Source organism: Agrobacterium sp. CG674 (assembly GCF_053521645.1).
Map to the genome: position 1 here is coordinate 139,232 of NZ_JBNWDZ010000004.1, position 23,442 is coordinate 162,673.

The following is a 23,442-nucleotide window of genomic DNA, read 5'->3' on the forward strand; positions in this document are numbered from 1 at the left end:
ATGCCTTACCCACCCATCGCTTTGGTGATGGCGTCCCGCACGTCGCTTTCATTATAAGGTTTGCAGAGCAAGACTGAACCAGCAGGAGCATTCTCGGGCAAGAAGTTGTCGCCTGTAGCAAACACAACCCCAACAGACGGGCGGCGCTGTTTGATGACAACACATAGATCGCCGCCGCTCATATCCGGCAGTCCGACATCCGTCATCAGCACGTCAAACTCTTCTCTCTCTGTGAGATCGATGGCCTGTGTCGCATTCGCCGCCTCCATGACGGTATGACCGCTTTCCATCAGTATGTCGCTGGTGTTCATTCGGATCAGTTCATCATCTTCGACGAGCAGGATGCGCATCGCTGGTCTTTTGGGCTCCTTCACGCTGACATCAGGCACGACGGTCCTATCCTTACCGGCTTCAATTCTCTGCTTCTGATTGGCAATGACGTGCCGTAGACGTCTGGCAAGAGCGTCTCGCGTGTAAGGCTTGGACAACAATTCCACGCCCGCATCCAGCTTGCCACCGTGAACAATCGAGTTTTCGGTATAACCTGAAGTGAAGAGAATAGCGAGATGAGGCAAGCGCTCCTTCGCACGTCGCGCCATTTCGCTGCTCTTCAACGGCCCCGGCATCACCACGTCGGTGAAGATGACGTCGATCGGAACGCCACTTTCGGCAACCGTCAGGCCCGCCTGCGCATCCCTCGCCGTCAATACCCGATAGCCGAGATCTGTCAGTGTTTCGACAACGATGCTCCTGACCTCGTCATCGTCCTCGACAACCAGAACTGTCTCGCTACCGCCAACAACAGGCCCGTCCTGAACGATGACTTCGCGATCTTCATCGGCGAGAGAGCGCGGAAGATAGACCTTCACGGTCGTGCCCTGCCCTATCTCGCTGTAAATCTTGACGTGACCACCGGACTGTTTGACGAATCCGTAGACCATCGAAAGGCCAAGGCCGGTGCCTTTGCCCTCGGGCTTGGTCGAGAAAAACGGCTCGAACACCTTGTCAACAATCTCTGGCGCCATGCCGGACCCAGTATCAGTGACCGCCAACATGACATATTGCCCGGGTTCAACCTCGGCATGGGTTCGTGCGTAATCCAGATCGAGCGCGGCATTGCCAACCTCGATGGTTAGCTTTCCCGAGCCCTGCATGGCATCGCGGGCATTGATGGCAAGGTTGAGCAACGCATTTTCGACCTGCACAGGATCGGCAAATGTGTTCCACAGACCGCCGACTGTGATCACCTCGACCTCAACAGCCTCACCGATGGAACGGCGTAAAAGATCATCCATACCGGCGACGAAGCGCCCAATGTTGATAACCCTCGGCTCCAGCGCCTGACGGCGTCCGAAAGCAAGCAATTGGCTGGCCAGTTTGGCACCACGACTGACACCTGCCAAGGCGTTGCCCACGCGCCGCTCTGCACGTCCATTGCCCGCAACATCCTTCGCGAGAAGCTGGAGATTGCCGGCAACAACCTGCAACAGATTGTTGAAGTCATGGGCGACGCCGCCCGTCAACTGACCGATGGACTCCATCTTTTGCGCCTGTTGAAGCGCACGCTCCGCATGCTGACGTTCGGCAATCTCGGTTGCGACCCGGGCTTCAAGGCTTTCATTCAACTGGCGAAGCTGGTCTTCCGCACGCTGGCGATGACGGATTTCCCGCTCAAGATTGGCAGAATGCTCCTGCAGCGCCAACTCTGCCGCGCGCTGATCCGTAATGTCGGTATGCACGCCGACCCATTCAATCAGCGTATCATTCTCATCGAGAATTGGCACACCCCTGATGGTGAAGGTGCGATAGACGCCGTCATGTCGGCGAACCCGGTGTTCCCAGAGATAGGTGGATTTGGCCGCGACAGCTTCGTTCCAACTGCGGATCGAGCCTTCCTGATCGTCCGGATGGACGGCATTTGCCCAGCCATAGTCCTGATACTCGTTAAGTGTCTGGCCTGTCAGTCCAGCCCAGCCACTCTGGAGGCCCAGCATCTTTCCGTCAGGGCTGTTCGTCCACAAGACGCCGTGGACCGCATTGACAGCCGCCCTGAAGCGATTGTTGCTGATCTGAAGCTCAGTCTCGACACGTTTGCGGGCGTCGATGTCGATGATCAGCACATAGCAACCGTCAACATCGCCTTTTGCCGTGTAGCGAGGAACGTGGCGTATTTCGACCGCACACATTGTGCCATCGGGACGACGAATATCGGCATCGTGAATGACCGTCTCTCCGGCCATGGCACGATTGATGAACGGCAGGCGGGCCTGATAAAAAGCCTCTCCCACGACATCAGCTGCCTTTTGGCCCAAAACATCTTCCGGGCGCCAATTGAACCAGTTCAGATAACCCTGATTGGCGAACCTGTAGACATGATCCTTGTCGATGAAGCCGACAAGAATAGGGAGGGCATCGGTAAGCCTGCCGAGCTCTTCCCGACTGGCGGCAAGATCGGAAATGGCTTTCACCTTGTCGGTGTTTTCAAGCACGGTACACAAAACGCCATCAACCGTACCGCCATCATTGTGGATGGGCGTGTAAAACAGGTCAAACACGACATGTTCGGGCTGTCCATTACGGTTCAAAATCATCGTCTGGTCGCGGAATGACTGCACGGCCCCACGAAAACCCGCCTTGAGAATGGTGCTATTCCATTCCCAAATTTCAGGCCAGATATCCGGAACGGTACCGCCGAGCGCTCTGGGATGATAGCTCCCGGCGATCTCGATATACCCGTCATTGTAGATCATGACGTGGTCTTTGCCCCACATGAGTACTTGTGGAATCGGTGAATTGACGACGGAATTCACCTTGTGGCGAAGGTTGGCGGGCCATGACGATATGGGGCCGAGCGACGTCCTGGACCAATCAAATGCGCGCACAAGCGCGCCAGCCTCGCCGCCGCCGATAGGCCATTGGCCCATTCCAGAAAAATCAGTCATTCATGTCACCAATGGGAGCGTAAACTTCCGTACGTCGCAGCTTCAGTCAAAAAAGCACATTGACTGACCTTACCACTTGATCCGAAGTAACTTATCAAGCGTTTTTTTCTAAAGTACGCAACACAGATCACACTATATGGTTATCCTGCCCTCGCAAGCGCATCCAAAACGCCCTTGGCGGCAAATTTACCCATAGCAAAACAAGCAGTTAAGAGATACCCGCCTGTTGGCGCCTCCCAGTCCAGCATCTCTCCAGCTGCAAATATTCCGGGCAGCCTCGTCAGCATGGAGCGCCCGTCGATTTCATCCAAGTCGATTCCACCCGCGCTTGAAATCGCCTCAGCGATAGGACGTGGTGATTCGAGTGCGATTGGCAGGGCTTTAATCAAACTCGCCAGGTCTTGCGCAGACATCATGGCGAGATCGGATCTTTGCTCCCGCAGCAATGCGATTTTGACCGGAGAAAGGCCAACGGCCTTGCGCAGCTTGTTGGAAAGGCTGTCCTTGCGGGGGTGCCGCTCAAGGTCTTTCGCAAGACGCTGCTCGGTTCGGCCCGGTGTCAGATCAACCAGCAAAACTGGCTTTTCACCACCTTGGAAACCATCGCGCACCGCTGCTGCGTGGGCGTAGATCAAACTGCCTTCGACGCCATGCCGCGTTACGACAAATTCACCCTCGATCCGCCCGGCTTGTGAGGTGACCGCCACCGACTTTACGGGTAAGCCTGCGAAACGTTCCCGGAAATGATCACTCCAGAGCGTGTCGAAGCCGCAATTGGCTGGCTGAAAATCGTTGACGACAACGCCTTTTTCCCGAAGCCATGGCACCCATGCGGCGTTAGACCCGAGCTTCGGCCAGCTTGCCCCGCCAAGGGCAAGCAGAACCGCATCGCTTTTGACCGTGATGGGACCTGTCGGCGTTTCAAATGCCAGCGCGACACCTGCAAAACCCGTCCAACGATGCCGCGTTTTGATCTCTACGCCCTGTGCTTCCAGCCGCTGCAGCCAGGCTCGCAACAGCGGCGAGGCCTTCATGGACACCGGAAACACGCGCCCGGATGTGCCGATGAAGGTTTCCTGCCCCAAGGAGAGCACCCATGCGCGCAGCATATCGGGCGTAAAATCGTCTAATGCTGCTTGAAGCCTGCCCTGTGCACTGCCAAAGCGGGTCGTGAAAGTGTCATATGCCTCGGCATGGGTAATGTTCAAACCAGATTTACCGGCCATGAGAAACTTGCGCGCAACGGTGGGCATGGCTTCATATACAGTCACGCCAACTCCGGCTGCAGATAATACCTCCGCCGCCATAAGTCCGGCAGGCCCACCTCCGACGATTGTCACTTGCTTGCCGTGCATCATACGATTTCCAACGCAATTGAATTCCATACGCCTTATACCGATTTGCCAGTGCCGGTACATGCGCTATTGACCTGATATGTTCACGCTCAATCGCCCTGAAACCTTCTCGCAAGAGATCAAGAAAAGTCGCTTCATCGCCTTCGCAAGCCCTGTTGCGGATGAAGATGCTGCCAGACATTTCATCGACCAGAACTCCCATGCCACAGCGACCCACAATTGCTGGGCATGGCGGGTTGGGCAGGTCTACCGCTTCAGCGATGATGGGGAGCCGTCCGGGACAGCAGGAAAACCCATTTTACAAGCAATAGACGGGCAATCACTCGATTGCATCGCGGTTTTGGTCACCCGATGGTTCGGAGGCATTCTTCTGGGCAGCGGCGGTTTGATGCGGGCCTATGGCGGCACGGCTGCGACATGCCTGCGAAACGGCGAGAAGACACTCGTTATCCCGACGCTCTCAACAGAAATCGACTGCAGTTTCTCTGATCTGGCTCTGGTCAAATCGAGGCTATCTGCCGTTCCGCATCTGACGATAACCGCCGAAACCTTTACCGACCATGGCGCCAAATTGAGCCTCTCCATACCGGTTTCCAGTGCAGAGGATGTTGCGAGAATGGTGATGGACCTCACCAGCGGGCGTGTTACCATTCCGCTCCCATGAGCGGTAGCCACCGCTGGCCAATGGTCAAATCCATGCTATGAGGCAGCATGATATCTGAGCTTGCGAACCCGATCTACAATCCCCCGATGGAGCCGTATGTTTCCATCCTTCATCAGGATGACGACCTGCTTGTTCTGAACAAGCCCAGCGGGCTGCTGTCGGTTCCGGGCCGTGATCCCGCGCTTTCTGATAGCCTGGCGACAAGGGTTCAAAAGCAGTTTCCGAAGGCATTGATGATAAACCGGTTGGACAAGGACACCTCTGGCATTGTCCTGATGTCCCTCAACCGCCGTGCCCATGCGAGCGTGGCCTCGCAGTTCGAAAATCGGGCAACGACAAAGACCTATATTGCTATCGTGTGGGGGCATGTTGATGGCGAAACGGGGCATATCGATCTGCCGCTCGCCATTGACCCCGACAACAAGCCACGGCACCGCGTTGATCATGAGAGCGGCAAGCAGGCCCAGACGGATTGGAAGTTGCTTGAGCGTCTTTCTTTACCGGCAACGCGGCTGCAGCTTCACCCGTTGACGGGCAGAACGCATCAATTGCGTGTCCACCTGAAAGCCATTGGCCACCCCATTCTGGGTGATGAATTTTACGCTCGAGCAGATGCGCTTGCGGCGTCTGATCGATTGATGCTGCATGCGCAAAGTATCAGCTTCCGCCACCCCGATGGTCGTGATGTAAGCTTTACCGTGCCTTGCCCGTTTTGAGATGACGATGACAAACAAAGATCGCGAAGACAGTTTCATCATCGATTTCGTGGGCGGTGCCGTCGGCCACCGCTTGCGTTCCGGTGAAGGCCGTGGGCAGGCACTGGCAAAGGCCGCCGGTTTGAAGAATGGCAAGACGCCCGCGATCGTGGATGCAACGGCGGGTCTCGGACGAGATGCGTTCTTGCTGGCATCTTTAGGGGCAGAAGTGACCTTGATTGAGCGGTCGCCCGATATGCACGCATTGCTCAAGGATGCGATCGCTAGGGCCGGGGCAGAAGGCGGCATCTATCGCGAGATCGCCTCCAGAATGACGCTGCTTCATGGCGATTCACGCGTGTTGATCCCCACGCTCTCACCGGAGGTTGTCGTGATCGATCCCATGCACCCTCCCCGGCAGAATACGGCATTGGTCAAAAAGGAAATGCGTGTTTTGCGGGAATTGGTCGGGGCCGACCCTGATCAGACTGAGCTGATGGAAATTGCGCTGGCCCATGCGAACAAACGCGTTGTTCTCAAATGGCCAGCACGCGCAGAGCCAATGCCAGGCATTAGAAAACCTTCGCATCAGCTTCTCGGTAAAACGACACGCTATGATGTCTTCATGATTTTAGGCGGTGATCGCGCCTGACGTGTATCATCGAAAGTTTGGCTTGCGTTGAGCATTCATCAGCAATTCGTGACGGGACGCAAAGTCGCCGAACAGCGTGCGCAAGCGTGACTCTTCACTTTCATCCAGCCGGTAGCGACGGCAAAAATCCTCGACGCTCAGGATCGGCTTGATCTCCGTAGATTCGATTTCCCTGTTATCAAGAACTTGCATGCGGGCCTCCCAAGATTTGCGACACCGCTCAACTCGCTGAAAGGCTTGATGTTCCCCACTACTTTTCACCCACCATATATAAGTACCCTATTATTTACACATTGGAATCAAGTTTTATTGAAACCCATGGGTTGAACGAAAAATCTCCCCACATGTTTGGTTCGAGCAAAGCTAACGGAAGGGAGACCAATGACGCGCGCTCAACACCTGCTGACATCAACCATTCTTTCAATGTGCCTCGCAGTACCGCTGGCACAGACCGCACAGGCTCAAACGCCTGCCCCAGCGGAAACGAAACCGGCAAACGCGCCTGACCAAAAACCGGCGTTCGAGGGGCAGACACGCGCAGCGCAGCCTGAAAAAATGCCATCGCTCGTCAAAACGGTTGTTGCCGATGATCTCCCGCATTTGTGGTCGATGGAAATCCTGCCGGATGGTCGCATGCTCGTGGCTGCAAAAGACGGGGCGATGCACATCGTAGCCGATGGCAAGGCTGGAAAAGCGCTTGAGGGTCTTCCGGAAGTGGCTTCAGACGGTCAGGGTGGCCTGCTGGATATCGCGCTCGCTCCGGATTTCGGCACCTCAAAAATGATCTACTTCTCCTTTTCCGAACCCCGGGATGGCGGCAACGGCACGTCGGTTGCATCTGCAAAGCTTGTGGAAAGCGGCGGCAACGCCGTTCTTGAAGACACGAAGGTCATTTTCCGCCAGACGCCGACCTATGATGGCGACAAGCATTTCGGATCCCGCCTCGCTTTCGGGCCAAAGGGTGAGCTTTACGTCACGGTTGGAGAGCGCTCGGACAAGGAGCCTCGCGTGCAGGCTCAGGATCTTGGCAGCGGACTTGGAAAGGTCTTCCGCATTGATAAAGACGGCAAGGCCTTCGACGGTAACCCGTTTGTTGACCAGAAAGATGTGCTGCCTGAGATCTGGAGCTACGGTCACCGCAACGTGCAGTCCGCAGTGGTCGATGGGCAGGGGCGTCTATGGACCGTGGAACATGGTCCCAAGGGTGGCGATGAGCTGAACTTGCCAAAAGCCGGTCTCAACTATGGCTGGCCTGTCATAACCTACGGCATGGAATATAGCGGCGGTGCGGTAGGAGAAGGCCTGACGGCTAAAGAAGGCATGGAACAGCCGACCTATTACTGGGACCCAGTGATCGGCCCTTCCGGCATGGTCGCCTACGACTCCGACGCTATTCCTGAGTGGAAAGGCTCGCTCATCATCGGCGGGCTTGTTAGCCAGGGACTTGTTGTCCTCAAGATGGAAAATGACAAGGTCGTGTCGGAAGGCCGCTTTCCGCTGGAAGCGCGAATCCGTGACGTGAAGATTGGCGATGATGGTGCCGTCTACGCCGTGACAGAGCAGCGTGGTGGCGGGAAGTCGCAAATTCTGAGACTTGCACCGGGCGCCTGACCTAGCGAATAAAGGATGAGAGCGGACGCAAACCGCTCTCATCTTGCTTCCCCTTAGCGGGAACGGATGCCAATCGGGCGCATTATTGCTCACAAAGGTGAGGAGCAATAAAAACACATGAACCAGCTTCCAATTCGCATTCTGAAAAAAGTTGGGCTGACATATGTCAGCGATCAGCAGCCCGGCATCACCCGCGAACGTCGCGGCAAAGGCTTTTCCTACAGGCTTCCCGATGGCGGCCTTTTGTCTGACAGAATTGAATTGACGCGTCTGAAATCGCTCGGCGTGCCGCCCGCCTATGAGCGGGTCTGGATCTGCATCGATCCGTCTGGGCATCTTCAGGCCACCGGGTTTGATGTGAGAGGCCGCAAACAATACCGCTATCATCCTGATTGGCACACGCTGCGGGGCGAGAATAAGTTCTATCAGCTCAAGACATTCGGCGAAGCTTTGCCTGCTATCCGCAGACGTGCGACTGCTGATCTCTCGAGAAATGACTACGGGCCCGAGGCGACGCTCGCCGCGCTCGTGCTGTTGCTCGACGCCGCACACTTGCGTGTTGGCAACAAAACCTATCTCGAAACAAACGGGACCTATGGCGCCACGACACTTTTGAAGAAGCATGTTTCGTTCGGTGAAACGATTGAGCTGCGATTTGCCGCAAAGGGTGGTCAGCGCGTCCAGCGCAAGCTTAAACACCCTCGGCTCCAGCGGATTCTCGAGAACATCGCGGACCTTCCCGGCAGGCAGCTCTTTGTCTGGCAGGATGAGAGCGGCCTTGTCCACCCTGTCGATTCCAGCGCGCTGAATGCCTATATCTCCCAAAGCGCGGGTGAAGGAATATCCGCCAAGACTTTCAGAACCTGGGGCGGGACGCTCGCGGCCTTCGGGCACGCAACGCGCGCCCTGAACAGCACGGAACGACCCACAATCAAGGGAATGTGCGTGGCGGCATCCGAAGAGCTTTCCAACACGCCCGCCATTTGCCGCAAAAGCTACGTTCACCCTGACGTGCTGGATATTGCAACGGAGGAAAAATCCGTGAAGCGGCTTGAGAAAATATTGTCGAGCGACCTGAAGCCCATCGCCGGGCTGAAAGCCGATGAGAGACGGCTTATAGAGTTTCTTGCCTAATCACCGCATTGCCGCATCAATGATCATTCTGGGCGGACTGACGATTTCGTAGGTGCAGCGAAAGGCTTCTGCCGCTACGCGATAGGTATCGCTTTCGTCTGCCTCAACCTGCACGATAGCATCGCCGGGCAAGGCTATCATCACCTCGTTCCATGGCGCTCTGAAGTTGAACGGCCCGATTTCATCCGTCACAATGAAGTAGGTCATATTTTTGCCCTTGGGCCTGAAGGCGCGATAACCTGCAGCATCCGCTTCCGACAGCGGCTCGCCATAACGATCCGAGAAATTGCGTGCTTTGACGAGAATTTCTTCGTTGCCGGTTTCCTCACAGCGATTGCGCACCACCCAATCACCTTTTTCTGCGGGCCGGGAGCGCGTTTCGACCCCCTGCCCCTTGATATAGGTAATCACGATCTCCCCAGGTGATGCGGGACGAGCGTCCACATCCCTGGTCTTCCGAGCAACGCCTGCCATATCGCTTTTCTTGATCTGCGCCATCAACGCGATCTGGTCTCTGCTCGGCAGGTCCTCGCTTGCATGGGCAACAAGAGGAAACAGGAGCGACATCGAAATCAGTGTTTTCGAAAAGAGCAGCGAAGCCATCTGAATTCCATTCCTAGCGCGAGAACGGGTACCATCCAGCAACAGCGGAACGGCGCGTCCGGGGAGATCACGTAAGTTTGAATGTACAGATATGAAAACAAAGAAATACGGCACGTTTTGAAGGGTGGATTTTAACAATCGTTAACGCTCGTCAGATGAGCATTTGCCTCTTGTAAAGGCTCCAAGTGGCAACGTTCAGCTTCATGTCAGGTACATGACACATCCGCAGCAGTGAATGCACAAGCAGCGGGAAGTCAAATCTATGGCACTATCGTACCAGACACTCAAAAGCGGACATAGCATCAGGCGTCCAGTCATCGGCAGCGTGACGCTGAGTATTGCGACTTCGCTTTATCTGCTGTTTGTGACCAACCATACGTTCTGGGCCAAGGTGAATACGTATCTGTCGGCCTATCCCGTTGCTATCTTTGGCCTTTACATAGCGATGAGCGCCGCGTTTTCGGCGATCTTTATCTTCATGTCGGTCAAATATCTGACCAAACCCATCTTCGCGGCGTTGATCGCCATTGCCGTCGTGTCATCCTGGTTCATGGACCGGTTCGGTGCGGTCATTGACACTGACATGGTGCGCAATGCTTTCGAGACCACCCAGGCGGAAGCTGGCAACCTGCTAACGCCCGCATTTGCCCTCCACATCACCATTTTTGCGGGCATCCCCATCGCTCTTCTTGCGTTTGTGAAGATCGACCACCGGCCATTTTTCGGTAAGGTGCTGTGGAATACGATCAGCATCATCGGCTGTCTTGCGGTCGTCTTTTCGGTTGCTGCGGCAAATTCCAAGACATTCACGACGGCGGTTCGCCAGCACAAGGATATTCTGAAAAGCCTCAACCCCGTAACACCGATCTCCTCGACGGTGCGTTATCTCTCGCAGGCCGATCAGGAGGCCAAGCTGACCGTTTCGCCGACGGGATTGGACGCGAAGGTGATGCCTGCGCTGGGCGGCGTGACCAAGCCGCGCATCACAGTGATCGTCGCGGGTGAAACCGCCCGTGCAGTCAACTTTTCGCTTAACGGATATGCCCAGGAGACGAACCCCGAGTTGAAGAAGCGCAACGTTGTTTCCTTCCCGAACACCGTAAGCTGCGGCACGGCGACTGCAATCTCGATACCCTGCATGTTCTCGCGCTTTACGCGCTCCGAATATAGCCACAACAAGGCACTTTCAAACGAGAACGTGCTCGATGTTCTGGTCCACGCGGGCGTTGATGCGCGCTGGTGGGACAACAATACCGGAAGCAAGAACGTGGCGGATCGGGTCCCCTATTTTGATCTTACCGCCGCACTCGATCCAAAGTTCTGCACAACAGGTGAATGCCGCGACGACATCTTTCTTGATCGCCTCGACAGTTGGCTGGATGGCGTCACCAAGGACAGCGTCATCGTCCTCCACCAGCTGGGAAGCCATGGCCCGACCTATCACCTGCGCTATACCGACGAGTTCAAAAAGTTCACACCGGACTGCCAGACCGCCGAATTGCCTGACTGCAAGGACACAGAGATCGTCAACGCTTACGACAATACGATCCTCTACACAGACCATTTTCTGGCAAGCGTCATCGATAAGCTGAAGGCGCGGTCGGACAAGCTTGCGACCGGCATGATCTACGCCTCCGATCATGGAGAATCGCTCGGCGAGAACGGCATCTACCTCCATGGCGCGCCCTATCTGCTGGCACCATCGGAACAGACACATGTCCCCTTCATCGTGTGGTTCGATGATGATTTTGCCAAGTCGATGGGGCTGGATGCCAGCTGCATGATGAAGCAAGCGCAAGCGGGCGGGCGCTCCCATGACGACTTCTTTCACAGCATTCTTGGCATGATGAACATATCCACCACGGTTTATGATCCGTCACTGGATGTGTTCAGCGGATGCAAGCACCGGCCCAGCGCTTGATGATAGCGTGCTTGACGGAACAAAACGCGCAGCATACCCAATATTCATGGCCTGAAATATTCAGGCCTGAAAGCGAGGTATGCTTGCGTGTTCTGCTTGTCGAAGATGACCATGTTCTGGGTGAAGCGCTCCGCGACCACGTAGCAGCGGCAGGCCATGCGGTGGACTGGTTCAAGACCGTGGGAGATGCCAGTGCGGCAACGGAAACCGTCGACTACGGCCTTATCCTTCTTGACCTGAGATTGCCGGATGGAGAGGGGCTCTCCATTCTGCGCGCATTGCGCAAACGCAACGATCCCACACCGGTCATCATTCTCACCGCCCATGATCAGGTTTCTGATCGTATTGAAGGCTTGAATGCCGGGGCCGATGACTATCTGGTCAAACCCTTCAATCTCGGGGAGTTGACCGCGCGCATGCTCGCCGTATCGCGCCGCTATGAAGGCCGTTCAGCGCCTGTGGTAAAACTGCCCGGCATCGAAATCAATCAAGTCGCGCGCAACATCACCGTCAACGGCACTGCGATGACGCTGAGCGCGCGGGAATGGGCCGTGCTGGAAAAACTCGTGGAGCACCCCGGCGCCGTTGTTTCCAAGGCGCAGCTGCATGAGACGCTTTATGAATTCGGGGCGGAAATAGAGAGCAATACGGTTGAGGTTTATGTCAGCAGATTGCGCAAGAAAATAGGTGCCGACAGGGTGGAGACGGTGCGTGGCCTCGGTTACACAATCAGATAAACGCATGAAACGCAGCGACAGCATGACACGCCGCCTGGTGACGGCGCTGACGAGCGTGGTCGTCTTGTCGTGGCTCATCGCATCGTCGCTCGGCATCATGGTGATGCAGGACGAGTTTGCCGAAATTTTCGATAGTGGCGTGCAGGAAACCGCAGACAGGCTTCTGCCGCTGATCGCCGACGATCTCAACGAACGCAGCCCGGAGGCGGAACGCCGGTTGGTTCAACCGGCCGGGGGTGAGGAATATCTGACCTATCAGGTGCGCGACCGCGAGGGCGAGGTTCTTCTTCACTCCCACGACAGTCCGGCCGAGCCTTTCGATGTGCCTCTCTCTCCCGGCTTCGCGGACACGGCAACGCAACGCATCTATACGGTCGTGACTTCTGATGGCGGGCTCTATCTGCAGATGGCAGATGCTTTCGCCAATCGCCGCGAAGCCATCATGGAGGCCGGAACCGCGCTCATCCTGCCCATGCTTCTGCTCATTCCCGCAAGCATGATTGCTGTCATTCTCGTGGTGCGGCGCACGCTGGCTCCTGTCCAGACCTTGCGGGATGACATCAGCAGCAAGGACAGCGGCAATATGGTGCCCGTCGGTGATGCGCATTTGCCTGCCGAACTGCACCCCATCGCCCGCTCGGTCAATCTGTTGCTGGAACGATTGCGGGCCGCGCTGGAATCTGAGCGCGCTTTCGCGTCCAACAGCGCCCACGAACTCCGAACACCCATTGCTGGCGCCCTTGCACAGGCCCAACGATTGCAGGCTGATATTCCGGGTGAATTCAAGCCGCGCGTCGACCAGATCGAACGTTCGCTCTCGCATCTGGCCCAACTGGCAGAAAAATTGCTGCAAATGTCACGGGCTGAAGCAGGCATTGGTACGTCGGGCACAGAGACTGATCTTACACAGATTGTGGAGCTGGTTCTTGAAGACATGGCACGCTCGGAGACAGGGGCCAAACGGCTCCAGTTCCACCTAGGCAGCGATGCACAGCTTCACGGCATGATCAATCCCGACGCCTTTGGCATCGTGGTGCGCAACCTGGTCGAAAACGCGCTGGTTCACAGCCCGGCAGGCACCCCGGTGGACATCTCCATCGGCAACGATAATTCACTCAGCGTCGTCAACCAAGGTGCCACCATAGACAAGGCGCTGTTGCCGAAGCTGACGACGCGGTTCACACGCGGTGCAACGCAGGCCAGCGGCTCTGGCCTCGGGCTGGCCATCGTCCACCATCTGGTGCAGCAAATGAATGGATCGCTCCACCTCCTGTCTCCCGCAACCGGGCGCAGCGACGGTTTCGAAGCAAAGATTGTTCTGTCGGGGAACTGAAAACAGGGTAAAACCATATGAAAGCCAAAGGACAAATTGCTTTCATTTCACGCGTCACCTATCAAAATTCATGCTCTACGATGTGGACCGACTGCCACTTTCTCAACTGATTTTACCCGTGGCCCGCGCAACGGAAGCGGTGGCGCGGCTGGATGAACGTGTTTCCCAGTCGCCGTTCCGAGAGGGCTTTCTGGAAAGGCAGGATTTTCACGAGGCTGTGTCATCTCTCTGGGTCGACGGAGAGCTTGTTCACATCGAAGACCTCGTTCTCCATGACGCCCATATGGATATCCGTGCGCCAACCCATGAGATCGTCATCGCCAGCCGTATTTTGCGCGCGCGCAGGCGAATGTTCAGTCATGAACCCATCTGGGCGCTGAGCCCCAAGGGCCTATCTCGGCTGCGCGGCGAAGAGCTTGACGACGAGGCGACGATCATGCGGGAGGTCTCGGATATATCGGATATCGAAAATGACGATCCAGACGACAATGTCCTCACCGACGAACTGTCTGCCATCGACAGGCTAATTGCCCGAAGCTCTGCGACACTCGACACCATCACGAAAGACAGGAAACCACCGCCTCAAGCTATGGTTGCTTCACTCACCCGCGATCCTGATTGGAACGAGACAGACAGACTGAATGAATGGCGCACGGTGCTCCAGGGTAGCATCGGCTTGCCAGCCACTCTGCGCGCCGCAATTGCGCTGGATGCGTGGCAAAGGCTGGAAGTCTTGCAGCGCAGCCCGTGGCTTGGTCGGCAGCTTGCATCTGCACTGCTGCGCGAGGAAGGGCTCACACAAGCACACCTCGTCACGATGAGTGTTGGAATGCGGGCGGTTTCCAGAGAGCGTCGAAATGCAAGGACCGCGCCGGACCGTTTGATCGCCTTTCTGGATGCCATTTATGAAGCGGCGACACTGGGGCTGAAGGAACATGATCGACTGCTGCAGGCCAAGAACCGCATCGAACGAAAGCTTGTGGGGCGGCGCTCCAATTCGCGTCTGCCGGAGCTGGTCGCCCTTGTGCTCTCACGTCCCGTCGTCTCCACGTCAATGATCGTCAGGGCTCTTGGAACGACACCGCAGGGCGCCGTTGGCCTAGCCAACCAACTGGAGCTGCGTGAAATGACCGGCCGTGGGCGATTCCGCGCTTGGGGCGTGCTGTGACCGCAATCCAAACGAAAACCGCCCGTGACAATCACGGGCGGGTTTCAGGTCTCGATAAAGTGTAAGAGTTGCTTAGAACTCTTCCCACTCGGACTTGACAGCGGCATTGCCATTGAAGGCAGTAGCAACCTTGCGGCTCAGAGCGCGGGCTGGGGACTGAACCGGACGTTCAGTCTGCGTCACCATGCGCACCGGAGCTTCGGTGCTGCCACCTTGCAGTTTGAACTGGCCAAGCAGATCATTCAGCGAAGCAGCTTCGCGGGCCAGGCCATGGCTTGCAGCTGTCTGCTCTTCCACCATTGCCGCATTTTTCTGCGTATCCTGGTCCATCTGGTTTACCGCGCCATTGATCTGCGCCAGTCCAGATGACTGTTCCTGAGCGGCATCCACAATCGCCACCACATGGCGGTTGATTTCCTGCACTTCAGCGACGATGTTTTCCAACGCCCGGCCAGTTTCACCAACCAGTTGCACACCCTGTTGAACCTGGGTGTTCGATGTGTTGATCAGCGCCTTGATGTCCTTCGCGGCATTTGCGGAACGCTGAGCAAGTTCGCGAACTTCCTGCGCAACAACCGCAAAGCCTTTACCTGCTTCGCCAGCACGCGCAGCTTCAACACCGGCGTTGAGGGCGAGAAGGTTGGTCTGGAAAGCGATCTCATCGATCACGCTGATAATGTTGGAGATTTCCGAGGAAGATTTCTCGATCTGCTCCATGGCCACAACAGCCTTGCGCACGACCACACCAGATTGCTCTGCGCCGCTGCGAGCGTTAGCAACCAGATGGCCGGCTTCCTGCGCTCGCTTTGTCGAGTCGTGGACGGTGGTCGTAATCTGTTCGAGTGCAGCCGCGGTTTCTTCAACAGATGCAGCCTGTTGCTCGGTGCGTTTCGCCAAATCGTCAGCGGCTGCGCGGATCTCATTGGCACCGGCATCAATAGCACGGGCGTTGTCTGCCACACGGCTCAAAGCTGACTGGAGTTTGACAGCAGATGCGTTGAAGTTGGAGCGCACAACGTCCAGATGCTCGGCAAAGGGCTGATTGATGCGATAGGCAACATCACCGTCCGACAGGCGCGCGAGAGCCGCTGCCAGGTTCTCTACTGCAAAGCTGGTGTCTGCGGCTTCCTTTGCCTTTTGCTGCTCGTGAGCAATCCGTTCTTTTTCAGAACGGCTACGGTTGGCCTCGGTTTCATCTTCAAGGCGCTGACGCTCCATGGCGTTTGTGCGGAAGACAGCGACAGCGCGTGCCATGTGGCCAATTTCGTCGCCACGATCAAGCCCGGCCACTTCCTCCTTAGTCTCACCTGCGGCCAGGGAAACCATGCGCTCACGCAACTGCTCGATTGGCCTTGTGATACCGCGTGCCGACACAAAGAGAGCACCGAAAATCGCAACGATAAACAAGACGCCCAATGTCGAAATTGACGTCAGGATGGTAGAATTGGTCTGCGCTGCCAGTGCGGCCGTTTTCTCCCCAACGGTCTTCAGATTGCTATCGGTCAGGGTCCGAAGATCCACACGCCATTGGGCGATCAATGGCCCGACTTCCGTCAGATGCTTGCGCGCGGTTTGGAAATCACCCGCTTTCGCCGCCTTCCAGACCTTGTCGCCAGCTTCGCCAATCGGACCCACACGAGAAATGAGCGACTCCGCTTCGCTTTTCACCGCCGGCAACCGCTGCTTCACATCTTCCATACGCTTGAGAACCAGTGCAATGTCAGACTTATAGGTCTGCTCCAGTTTCGTCGTGTCGGCAGACTGCTCAAGCAACACAAGTCCTAACGTGGCAGCATAACCTATAGAAACAATCGCAGTATTTGCGCGAATGAGATCTGTCGAAGCAACAACATCCTTCGCGATGAAATTAGCATAATCCGTATCGGCACCCTTATAATTCAGAGCGACAGCACCAACACCGATTAAACCTGTGAGTGAAACCGCTGTAACAAATGAAAGTATCTTGGTTCTGATTTTTGCTTTTTTGAGAAAAGACATGACACCCCGGAATGAGCTTTGAGCAAACCGGCCAGCACATCTGCCCGGCTATTCAATAGCAGGCGATTTACATCGTGCTTCCGGAACAGAACTTACTTCGTCATGAAGCGACAGCGATGACAGTTTATATTACTATTATTATTTCAACGAAGTTAACAAAAATTGGAAATGCTAAATAACCCAATGAATACATAGTGGCATTTTAGATGTCACTAAATTTGATTTATTTGGATATACTTTAAAGTATGATTTTTTACCGCTAATTTCTAGCAATTTTAGACAAAATGTGGACATAACCCCTGTAAATCCATGGGCATTACTCCTCTCTGAACGCCTTCACGATTTGATCTTCGAATGGCTTCACCAGATAGGAAAGCGCGGTTCGGTCCTGCGTTTTCACCATTGCCTCAGCGGGCATGCCAGGAACGATCCTCAAATTCTTGAACTTTTGCGATTCGGCTTCATCAACCGAAAGGTGCACTAAATAGTAACGCGCTCCGGTTCGCTCGTCTGCATCGAGATCGGCAGCAATGCGCGTTACATGTGCCTGAAGTTGCGGAGTGGTTCTCTGGCTGAAAGCAGACATGCGCAGCATGGCTTGCTGCCCAAGCCGGACCTGGTCGATATCTTTGGGAGCGATCTGCACCTCGAGCGAAAGCAGATCATCATCGGGCACGATCGACATGATCGCCTGTGCAGGGCTTATGACACCGCCCACCGTGTGAACTGCAAGTTGGTGGACGATGCCCGACTGCGGAGCGATGATATCAATCCGCTTGAGGCTGTCTTCAGCCGAGATGCGGCGTTCGACATACTCGCCCATCTGCGCCTGTATCTCGCTGCGTTCCCGCCCAACTTCGGATTTCAGGTCCTGATCTATCTGAAGGATCTGAAGTCTTGTTTCCAGAATGCGTCCGGCCGCCTGTGCCTGAAAGGCCACTTTCTCGCCCCGTTCTCCACCAAATGTTGCGGCCTGCGTTTTCAGGCTGTTGAGCCGTTGGTCAGAAACGATCCCCTTTTGCTTGAGTGAACTCAGGGCTGTGATTTCGGTGGTGAGGACCCGCAGTCCCTCTTCATAAGCCAATTCCTGCGCCTTCAGCCCGTCGATCTCATGCTCGAATTGCGTGATGCGCTCCAGAAGCTGTGCCCGCTTGACACTTCGCGACTGTCTGCGCGCTTCGAAAAGCTGTGTTTCGTTGTTGATGACAGCAGCGACATCCGGATTGTCCTTTCGCGCTAGAAGATCCGCAGGAAAGACAAGCTGCGCCCGGTCATCCTGCTCCGCCTGAAGCCGGGCCATTCGTGCCGTCATCTCATCCAGACGTTTTGTGACAATCGCGAGATTGGCGCGGGTCTGCGTTGCATCGAGCCGCATGAGAAGCATACCAGCTTTCACATGGTCGCCATCTTGAACGAGGATTTCGCCAACAACTCCGCCGGTTGGATGCTGCACGGTTTTTACATGGGAGCCGACAACGAAATGGCCTTGAGCAACTACGGCTGCAGAGAGCGACGTGGCGGCAGCCCAGGCCCCAGCCCCCCCGACCAGCACAACACCCGCGACACCACCGCCGATGATATGGCGCCAGATGGAACGGGAGACATTGAAGGATTCAGCGTCACGCATCATCGCGCTCCTTCACATCGACAGGCTTCGACCCGGCGTCTCGTTCAGGGGTTGGCTGCTGCACAGAGGCACGCAGTGGTTTGGCGCCGTAAGCCACGACCGGGAAACCCTTGGGCGCAACTCGCGCCGCGGCGCTGTCTTTCAGCACTTTCGAAAGAACATCGTCGCGCAGGCCGAACATTTGCTGGCGACCACCGTCCATGACCAGCACATGGTCAACCGCGCCGATGGCGCTTGGCCTGTGCGCGACGACGACTGCGATGCCGCCGCGTGCACGCACTGCGGCAATAGTATTGACGACAGCGGCTTCTCCCTCCGCATCCAGATTGGCATTGGGCTCATCCAAAACCACCAGAAAAGGTTGTCGATAAAGCGCGCGCGCAAGACCAATGCGTTGCCTTTGGCCTGCGGATAGGGATGAACCACCCTCGCCAATCGGGGTTTCGTAGCCCTTTTCAAAACGGAGAATGAGGGCGTGCGCACCAGCAGCCGTGGCGGCCTCCACGACAGCATTGGAATTGGGATCATCTTCAAAGCGTGCTATGTTTTCGCCAATGGTGCCATCGAATAGCTCCACGCCCTGAGGCAGATAGCCGATATGGCGGCCAAGCAACTCTGGATCCCACTGATCAAGGCTTGCACCATCAATACGAACCTTGCCAAAACTGGGTGCCCAGGCATTGACCAGGGCACGGACGAGCGTCGACTTACCAGATCCGGAAGCGCCGATGATGCCTAGGGCACCTCCGGCCTCCACCACAAAATTCAAACCCGCGACGGTCGGCATCTTTTGGCCGGGCGGCACAATCGTGACATTCTCTGCTCTCAGCTCTCTTGAAGGTGTTGGCAGGACTGTGTGCTGCGAAGCAGGCGGCACACGCGCAAGCAATTCTCGCAAACGGCTCCAGCTTTGCCTCGCCATGAGAAACGGCTTCCAGTTGGCGATAATCAAATCGACCGGTGCCAGCGCCCGCCCCATCATGATGGAACTGGCGATCATCACACCGCCGGTGGCTTCCTGACGAATGACAAGATAGGCGCCGACGCCCAGGATTGCCGATTGCAACATGACGCGCAGCGTTCGAGACACGCTGCCGAACCCGTTGGAAATATCACCCGCTATACGGTTGGCGGCAAGGTAGTTGCTATTCGCAACGCGCCAGCGCTCTGCAACGCGCGAGCCCATACCCATGGCTTGCACCACCTCCGCATTACGCCTTGATCCATCCAGCATCGCATTGCGGCGCATGTTGTGGCCCACTGTCTCGCGCACCGACTTTCGCGAAAGACCATTTGTCATGAGCGTGACGGCAACAAGAACGAGCGCGCCGATCAGGGCCGTCATTCCAATCCAGAAATGAAACAGAAAGCAGATGGCCAGATATAGCGGCATCCAGGGCAGATCGAAAAATGCGGTTGGCCCCTGCCCCGACAGAAATCCCCTGATATTGTCCATATCCCGCAAGGGCTGCAATCCATCTCCCGGCAGCCGCGACAACAATGGCAAGCGCACGACTGCATCATGCACCCGACCAGACATTCTGTTATCCAAGAGTTCGCCAACCCGCAGCAGAACACGTGCGCGAATGATTTCGAGCGCACACTGAACGGTGAACATGGCGGCGGCGAGCACGGCAAGCCCCACCAGCGTGGGTACGCTGCCGCTGGCCAGAACCCGGTCATAGACCTGCAGCATGAACAAAGGCGAGGTCAGCGAGAGAACGTTGATAATACCGCTGATGAGGGCTGTCGCGCCTAAAACCCACTTCAGAAGCGCAGCATCCGCACGCGCATCTTCCGGTGGCCTATGCTCCCGAGAAGTTTCAACCACATTCGTGTCCACGGGTTCAAGCGATGGGTTCGACGATACCGCAATCCAGACTGCTCCGGTATCATCCACTGATAGGACAGCCTCAAGCCCCAAACGGGCAGGCCTCCTTGAGAGAGCGCCCAACCCAACGGCGCCGAGGCGCTAGGGTCATCGCCGTATATTAGAGTATGCGCGCGCTCCACTCGCTGTAAACCCTCATACCGTGCGAGTAGAAATTGAGGTAGACAAGAGAACTTGCATTGCGGCGATGAGTCGCTAACATGCCAGACAGGTTTTAGGCAGGTGAGGCAAATATGGACGCTGCAACCACGATTGAGCGCGGAACATCACTCGCGGCCAAGATCAGCACCGCGCTGCGGCGCGATCTGGTTGGCGGCGTTTTTCGCCCTGGCGACAGGCTGCCCAGCGAAAGCGCGCTGACCCGTGAATATTCCGTGAGCAGAACAGTCGTGCGCGAAGCCATCGCCATTCTGCGGGCTGATGGCCTTGTGGAGGCTCGCAAGGGTGCAGGCGTCTTCGCGCTTCAGGTGCAACAATCGAAGGACGAGCCCTTCAAGGACCTGACGACCGAGCGGATTTCCTCTGTCATAGAACTTCTGGAATTGCGGACAGTGTTTGAGGTCGAATCTGCCGGGCTCGCCGCCTCGCGCCGGTCAGCAACCCAGATCGAAGCCATTCTCGACGCTCACAACACGATTGCCGCCTGCCTTGCTGAGGGTAAATCAACCCGTGACGCGGATTTTGACCTTCACTTCAAGATCGCAGAAGCCACGCAAAATCAGCGTTTTCCCGAATTTCTGCGCCTAATCAGATCAGGCATCATCCCCCGCGGTGAATTGCAAGGCGCAGAACCGGGATCGCGTCCTAAGGATTATAACCTCCATTTGCAGGAGGAACATGCCCGTATCGTAGATGCGATCATTGAAGGCGATGCGGACGGCGCGCGTGAGCAGATGCGCATCCATTTGCGCGGAAGCCTCGAGCGGTACAAGGCGCTGTTGCGCTCTAAAACCGCCCATGCTGAAGACAAAGCATAACGAGCTTTGCCGGAAACAGTTCTAGCTCAACCAACGCCCGTGCAAGACGCCTGGCGCGACAAATTCGCGTCTTCATGCCGCGCACGCTCCGTCTCCATCACCCTCCAGAGATATGATTCATCGTCTAAAGCCCTTGCTTGACAGATAAGATGACATGTGACAGGTTTTGTGAAACTTGTCAGACATGAGGTCCGCACCTCAAGCGAACTGGCAGAGGGAGGACAGATGATCATTCGAAGCCCGCGCCTTACCGGCGTTGCCGGGCAAATCGGCACCATTGCCATTACGCTGCTTGGCCTGCTTTTGCTCACCTTCTTTATCGGGCGAATGATGCCAGCCGATCCCGTACGCGCCATTGTCGGCGAGGATGCGACCCGCGAAACCTATGAACAGGTTTTCCGTTCGCTGGGCCTGGACAAGCCCGTCTGGCAGCAATTCTTATATTATCTCGGTGATGTCTTCACCGGCAATTTCGGCACGTCCATCAGAACGGGTCAGCCTGTCATTCAGGATATTCTGCATGTCATGCCCGCCACCATAGAGCTTGCAACATTTGCCATCACGATTGGCGCTGGCCTTGGCGTTCCGATGGGTGTTTTTGCGGCTGTGAACAAAGACCGCTGGCCTGACCATCTCGTGCGTGTGGTCAGTCTTTTCGGCCACTCCATGCCCATCTTCTGGACAGGCATGATTGCCTTGATCGTATTCTATGCCAAACTCGATCTTGTCGGCGGCAGCGGACGCATGGACCAGTTTTACATCGGGCTCGTCGATGAGCGCACTGGTTTCCTGCTGATCGATAGCCTATTGGCTGGCGACATGGATGTCTTCTGGTCAGCCGTCAACCACCTCATCCTGCCCGCTTCTCTGTTGGGATATTCGTCATCCGCTTACATCACTCGAATGACGCGCAGCTTCATGCTCGACCAGCTGGGGCAGGAATATGTGACGACCGCCCGTGTCAAGGGGCTTTCCAGTCGGCAGACAATCTGGCGACACGCCTTCGCCAATATCCGCGTCCAGCTCGTCACAATCGTGGCGCTTGCTTACGGCTCATTGCTGGAGGGCGCTGTGCTCATCGAAACCGTATTCGCATGGCCGGGCTTTGGTCAGTATCTGACCAGCAATCTGATCACTGGCGACATGAATGCCGTGATGACCTGCGTTCTCATCGTCGGCGTCATCTTTATCGGGCTCAATCTTCTGTCTGATATTCTTTACCGCTTCTTCGATCCAAGGACACGCTGATGACCGCGCATGCCGAGAAAATCAGACTGCCAGCCTCCGTGAATGCGATGAAGAATATCGTGCTTTTCCTTCTGCGCAGTCCCACCTCCACTTTCGGGCTGATCGTACTTGCCATTCTCATTCTGGCGGCAATTTTCGCGCCACTCCTTGCCACACATGATCCCTTTGTTCAGGACCTGACAAACGTGCTGAAGGCCCCGGGGGACGGACACCTATTCGGAACCGATGAACTGGGCCGCGATATCTTCAGCCGCCTTGTTTTCGGGGCGCGCATCACGCTCACCATTATCTTCCTCGTTTCCATCGTCGTTGGGCCCATCGGTCTGATCATCGGCACGGCCTCAGGTTATCTTGGAGGCAAGTTCGATACCGTCATGATGCGGATCACCGATATTTTCCTGTCCTTTCCGAGCCTGATCCTGTCGCTTGCATTTGTTGCAGCGCTCGGCCCAAGCCTCAACAATGCGATCATTGCCATTGCGCTCACCTCGTGGCCGCCCATTGCGCGCCTCGCACGCGCCGAAGCCATGACATTTCGCAATGCTGACTATATCGCAGCCGCCAGACTTCAGGGTGCTTCACCTCTGCGTATCATCGTGAAGTCGATCATGCCCATGTGCCTGCCATCCGTCCTCATTCGCCTCACGCTAAACATGGCAACCGTTATCCTCACCGCGGCTGGCCTTGGCTTTCTGGGTCTCGGGGCCCAACCACCACTGCCGGAATGGGGTGCAATGATTGCCACAGGGCGGCGCTACATGCTGGACAATTGGTGGCTGGTGACCTTTCCGGGGATCTCCATCCTCACCGTCAGCCTGGCGTTCAATCTTCTGGGCGATGGCTTGCGGGACGCGCTCGATCCCAAGCAGATGAACCGGAGATAGTT

Annotated in this window: 19 protein-coding genes; 12 read left to right on the plus strand and 7 right to left on the minus strand. The window is 56.2% G+C overall.

The window, feature by feature from the left end; translation table 11 throughout:
* Positions 1-5: 5 nt before the first annotated feature.
* Together ACQZ51_RS13020 and ACQZ51_RS13025 are read right to left on the minus strand one after the other, a co-directional pair.
* Entirely contained in the window at positions 6-2,942 is a 2,937-nt protein-coding gene (locus ACQZ51_RS13020; RefSeq protein ID WP_448777777.1) for a PAS domain-containing protein, read from the minus strand.
* A gap of 140 nt (positions 2,943-3,082) precedes the next feature.
* The gene (locus ACQZ51_RS13025; protein ID WP_448778326.1) at positions 3,083-4,297 is read right to left on the minus strand and encodes a TIGR03862 family flavoprotein; all 1,215 of its coding nucleotides are present in this window, start codon (positions 4,295-4,297) and stop codon (positions 3,083-3,085) included.
* A 79-nt stretch (positions 4,298-4,376) separates the two neighbouring features.
* Here ACQZ51_RS13025 and ACQZ51_RS13030 point away from each other — a divergent pair, with 79 nt between their 5' ends.
* Genes ACQZ51_RS13030 through ACQZ51_RS13040 form a run of 3 tightly spaced genes read left to right on the plus strand, consistent with a single transcriptional unit; the run spans position 4,377 to position 6,308 of the window.
* Positions 4,377-4,961, plus strand: coding sequence for an IMPACT family protein (locus ACQZ51_RS13030; protein ID WP_448777779.1), 585 nt, complete (start codon positions 4,377-4,379; stop codon positions 4,959-4,961).
* Positions 4,962-5,008: 47 nt separating this feature from the next.
* On the plus strand, positions 5,009-5,677 hold the full coding sequence (locus ACQZ51_RS13035) for an RluA family pseudouridine synthase (protein WP_448777781.1): 669 nt from the start codon (positions 5,009-5,011) through the stop codon (positions 5,675-5,677).
* A gap of 7 nt (positions 5,678-5,684) precedes the next feature.
* Complete coding sequence (locus ACQZ51_RS13040; RefSeq protein ID WP_448777783.1) at positions 5,685-6,308, plus strand: class I SAM-dependent methyltransferase; 624 nt, start codon at positions 5,685-5,687, stop codon at positions 6,306-6,308.
* Positions 6,309-6,314: 6 nt separating this feature from the next.
* On the opposite strand, the gene ACQZ51_RS13045 is transcribed toward ACQZ51_RS13040, so the two are convergent.
* Positions 6,315-6,500, minus strand: coding sequence for a hypothetical protein (locus ACQZ51_RS13045; protein WP_042616506.1), 186 nt, complete (start codon positions 6,498-6,500; stop codon positions 6,315-6,317).
* Positions 6,501-6,689: 189 nt separating this feature from the next.
* Here ACQZ51_RS13045 and ACQZ51_RS13050 point away from each other — a divergent pair, with 189 nt between their 5' ends.
* Together ACQZ51_RS13050 and ACQZ51_RS13055 are read left to right on the plus strand one after the other, a co-directional pair.
* Positions 6,690-7,919 (plus strand): PQQ-dependent sugar dehydrogenase, encoded by a 1,230-nt coding sequence (locus tag ACQZ51_RS13050; RefSeq protein ID WP_448777785.1) that lies wholly within the window; start codon positions 6,690-6,692, stop codon positions 7,917-7,919.
* A 117-nt stretch (positions 7,920-8,036) separates the two neighbouring features.
* Positions 8,037-9,053 carry a DNA topoisomerase IB gene (locus ACQZ51_RS13055; protein ID WP_448777787.1) on the plus strand — a complete coding sequence of 339 codons (1,017 nt, stop codon included), beginning with the start codon at positions 8,037-8,039 and terminating at the stop codon, positions 9,051-9,053.
* On the opposite strand, the gene ACQZ51_RS13060 is transcribed toward ACQZ51_RS13055, so the two are convergent.
* The gene (locus ACQZ51_RS13060; RefSeq protein WP_448777789.1) at positions 9,054-9,656 is read right to left on the minus strand and encodes a hypothetical protein; all 603 of its coding nucleotides are present in this window, start codon (positions 9,654-9,656) and stop codon (positions 9,054-9,056) included.
* Between the two features lie 262 nt (positions 9,657-9,918).
* Here ACQZ51_RS13060 and ACQZ51_RS13065 point away from each other — a divergent pair, with 262 nt between their 5' ends.
* The 4 genes from ACQZ51_RS13065 (at position 9,919) to ACQZ51_RS13080 (ending at position 14,815) form a co-directional block, all read left to right on the plus strand.
* Positions 9,919-11,577: a phosphoethanolamine transferase gene (locus ACQZ51_RS13065; protein ID WP_448777791.1), complete on the plus strand. Its 1,659-nt coding sequence runs from the start codon at positions 9,919-9,921 to the stop codon at positions 11,575-11,577.
* Positions 11,578-11,660: 83 nt separating this feature from the next.
* Positions 11,661-12,314, plus strand: coding sequence for a response regulator (locus ACQZ51_RS13070; protein ID WP_192064688.1), 654 nt, complete (start codon positions 11,661-11,663; stop codon positions 12,312-12,314).
* 4 nt (positions 12,315-12,318) lie between these two features.
* A complete protein-coding gene (locus ACQZ51_RS13075) occupies positions 12,319-13,647 on the plus strand; it encodes a sensor histidine kinase (protein ID WP_448777794.1) in 1,329 nt (442 codons plus the stop codon).
* Between the two features lie 70 nt (positions 13,648-13,717).
* Positions 13,718-14,815, plus strand: coding sequence for an RHE_PE00001 family protein (locus ACQZ51_RS13080; RefSeq protein ID WP_448777796.1), 1,098 nt, complete (start codon positions 13,718-13,720; stop codon positions 14,813-14,815).
* A gap of 72 nt (positions 14,816-14,887) precedes the next feature.
* Here the strand turns inward: ACQZ51_RS13080 and ACQZ51_RS13085 are convergent, their stop codons facing one another.
* From ACQZ51_RS13085 to ACQZ51_RS13095, 3 genes are all read right to left on the minus strand, one after another.
* Positions 14,888-16,813 carry a methyl-accepting chemotaxis protein gene (locus tag ACQZ51_RS13085; RefSeq protein WP_448777798.1) on the minus strand — a complete coding sequence of 642 codons (1,926 nt, stop codon included), beginning with the start codon at positions 16,811-16,813 and terminating at the stop codon, positions 14,888-14,890.
* Positions 16,814-17,129: 316 nt separating this feature from the next.
* Complete coding sequence (locus tag ACQZ51_RS13090) at positions 17,130-18,440, minus strand: HlyD family type I secretion periplasmic adaptor subunit (RefSeq protein WP_448777800.1); 1,311 nt, start codon at positions 18,438-18,440, stop codon at positions 17,130-17,132.
* Positions 18,433-20,271, minus strand: a complete 1,839-nt coding sequence (locus ACQZ51_RS13095; RefSeq protein ID WP_448777802.1) for a type I secretion system permease/ATPase — start codon at positions 20,269-20,271, stop codon at positions 18,433-18,435. The genes ACQZ51_RS13090 and ACQZ51_RS13095 overlap by 8 nt, the downstream gene beginning before the upstream one ends.
* A gap of 293 nt (positions 20,272-20,564) precedes the next feature.
* Between ACQZ51_RS13095 and ACQZ51_RS13100 the strand changes: the two genes are divergently transcribed.
* The 3 genes from ACQZ51_RS13100 to ACQZ51_RS13110 all read left to right on the plus strand — a co-directional run bounded on the left by ACQZ51_RS13100 (position 20,565) and on the right by ACQZ51_RS13110 (position 23,440).
* Positions 20,565-21,308 carry a FadR/GntR family transcriptional regulator gene (locus ACQZ51_RS13100; protein WP_243257331.1) on the plus strand — a complete coding sequence of 248 codons (744 nt, stop codon included), beginning with the start codon at positions 20,565-20,567 and terminating at the stop codon, positions 21,306-21,308.
* Positions 21,309-21,533: 225 nt separating this feature from the next.
* Positions 21,534-22,556, plus strand: a complete 1,023-nt coding sequence (locus tag ACQZ51_RS13105) for an ABC transporter permease (RefSeq protein ID WP_448777803.1) — start codon at positions 21,534-21,536, stop codon at positions 22,554-22,556.
* Positions 22,556-23,440, plus strand: a complete 885-nt coding sequence (locus ACQZ51_RS13110; RefSeq protein WP_448777805.1) for an ABC transporter permease — start codon at positions 22,556-22,558, stop codon at positions 23,438-23,440. The genes ACQZ51_RS13105 and ACQZ51_RS13110 overlap by 1 nt, the downstream gene beginning before the upstream one ends.
* Positions 23,441-23,442 lie beyond the last annotated feature (2 nt).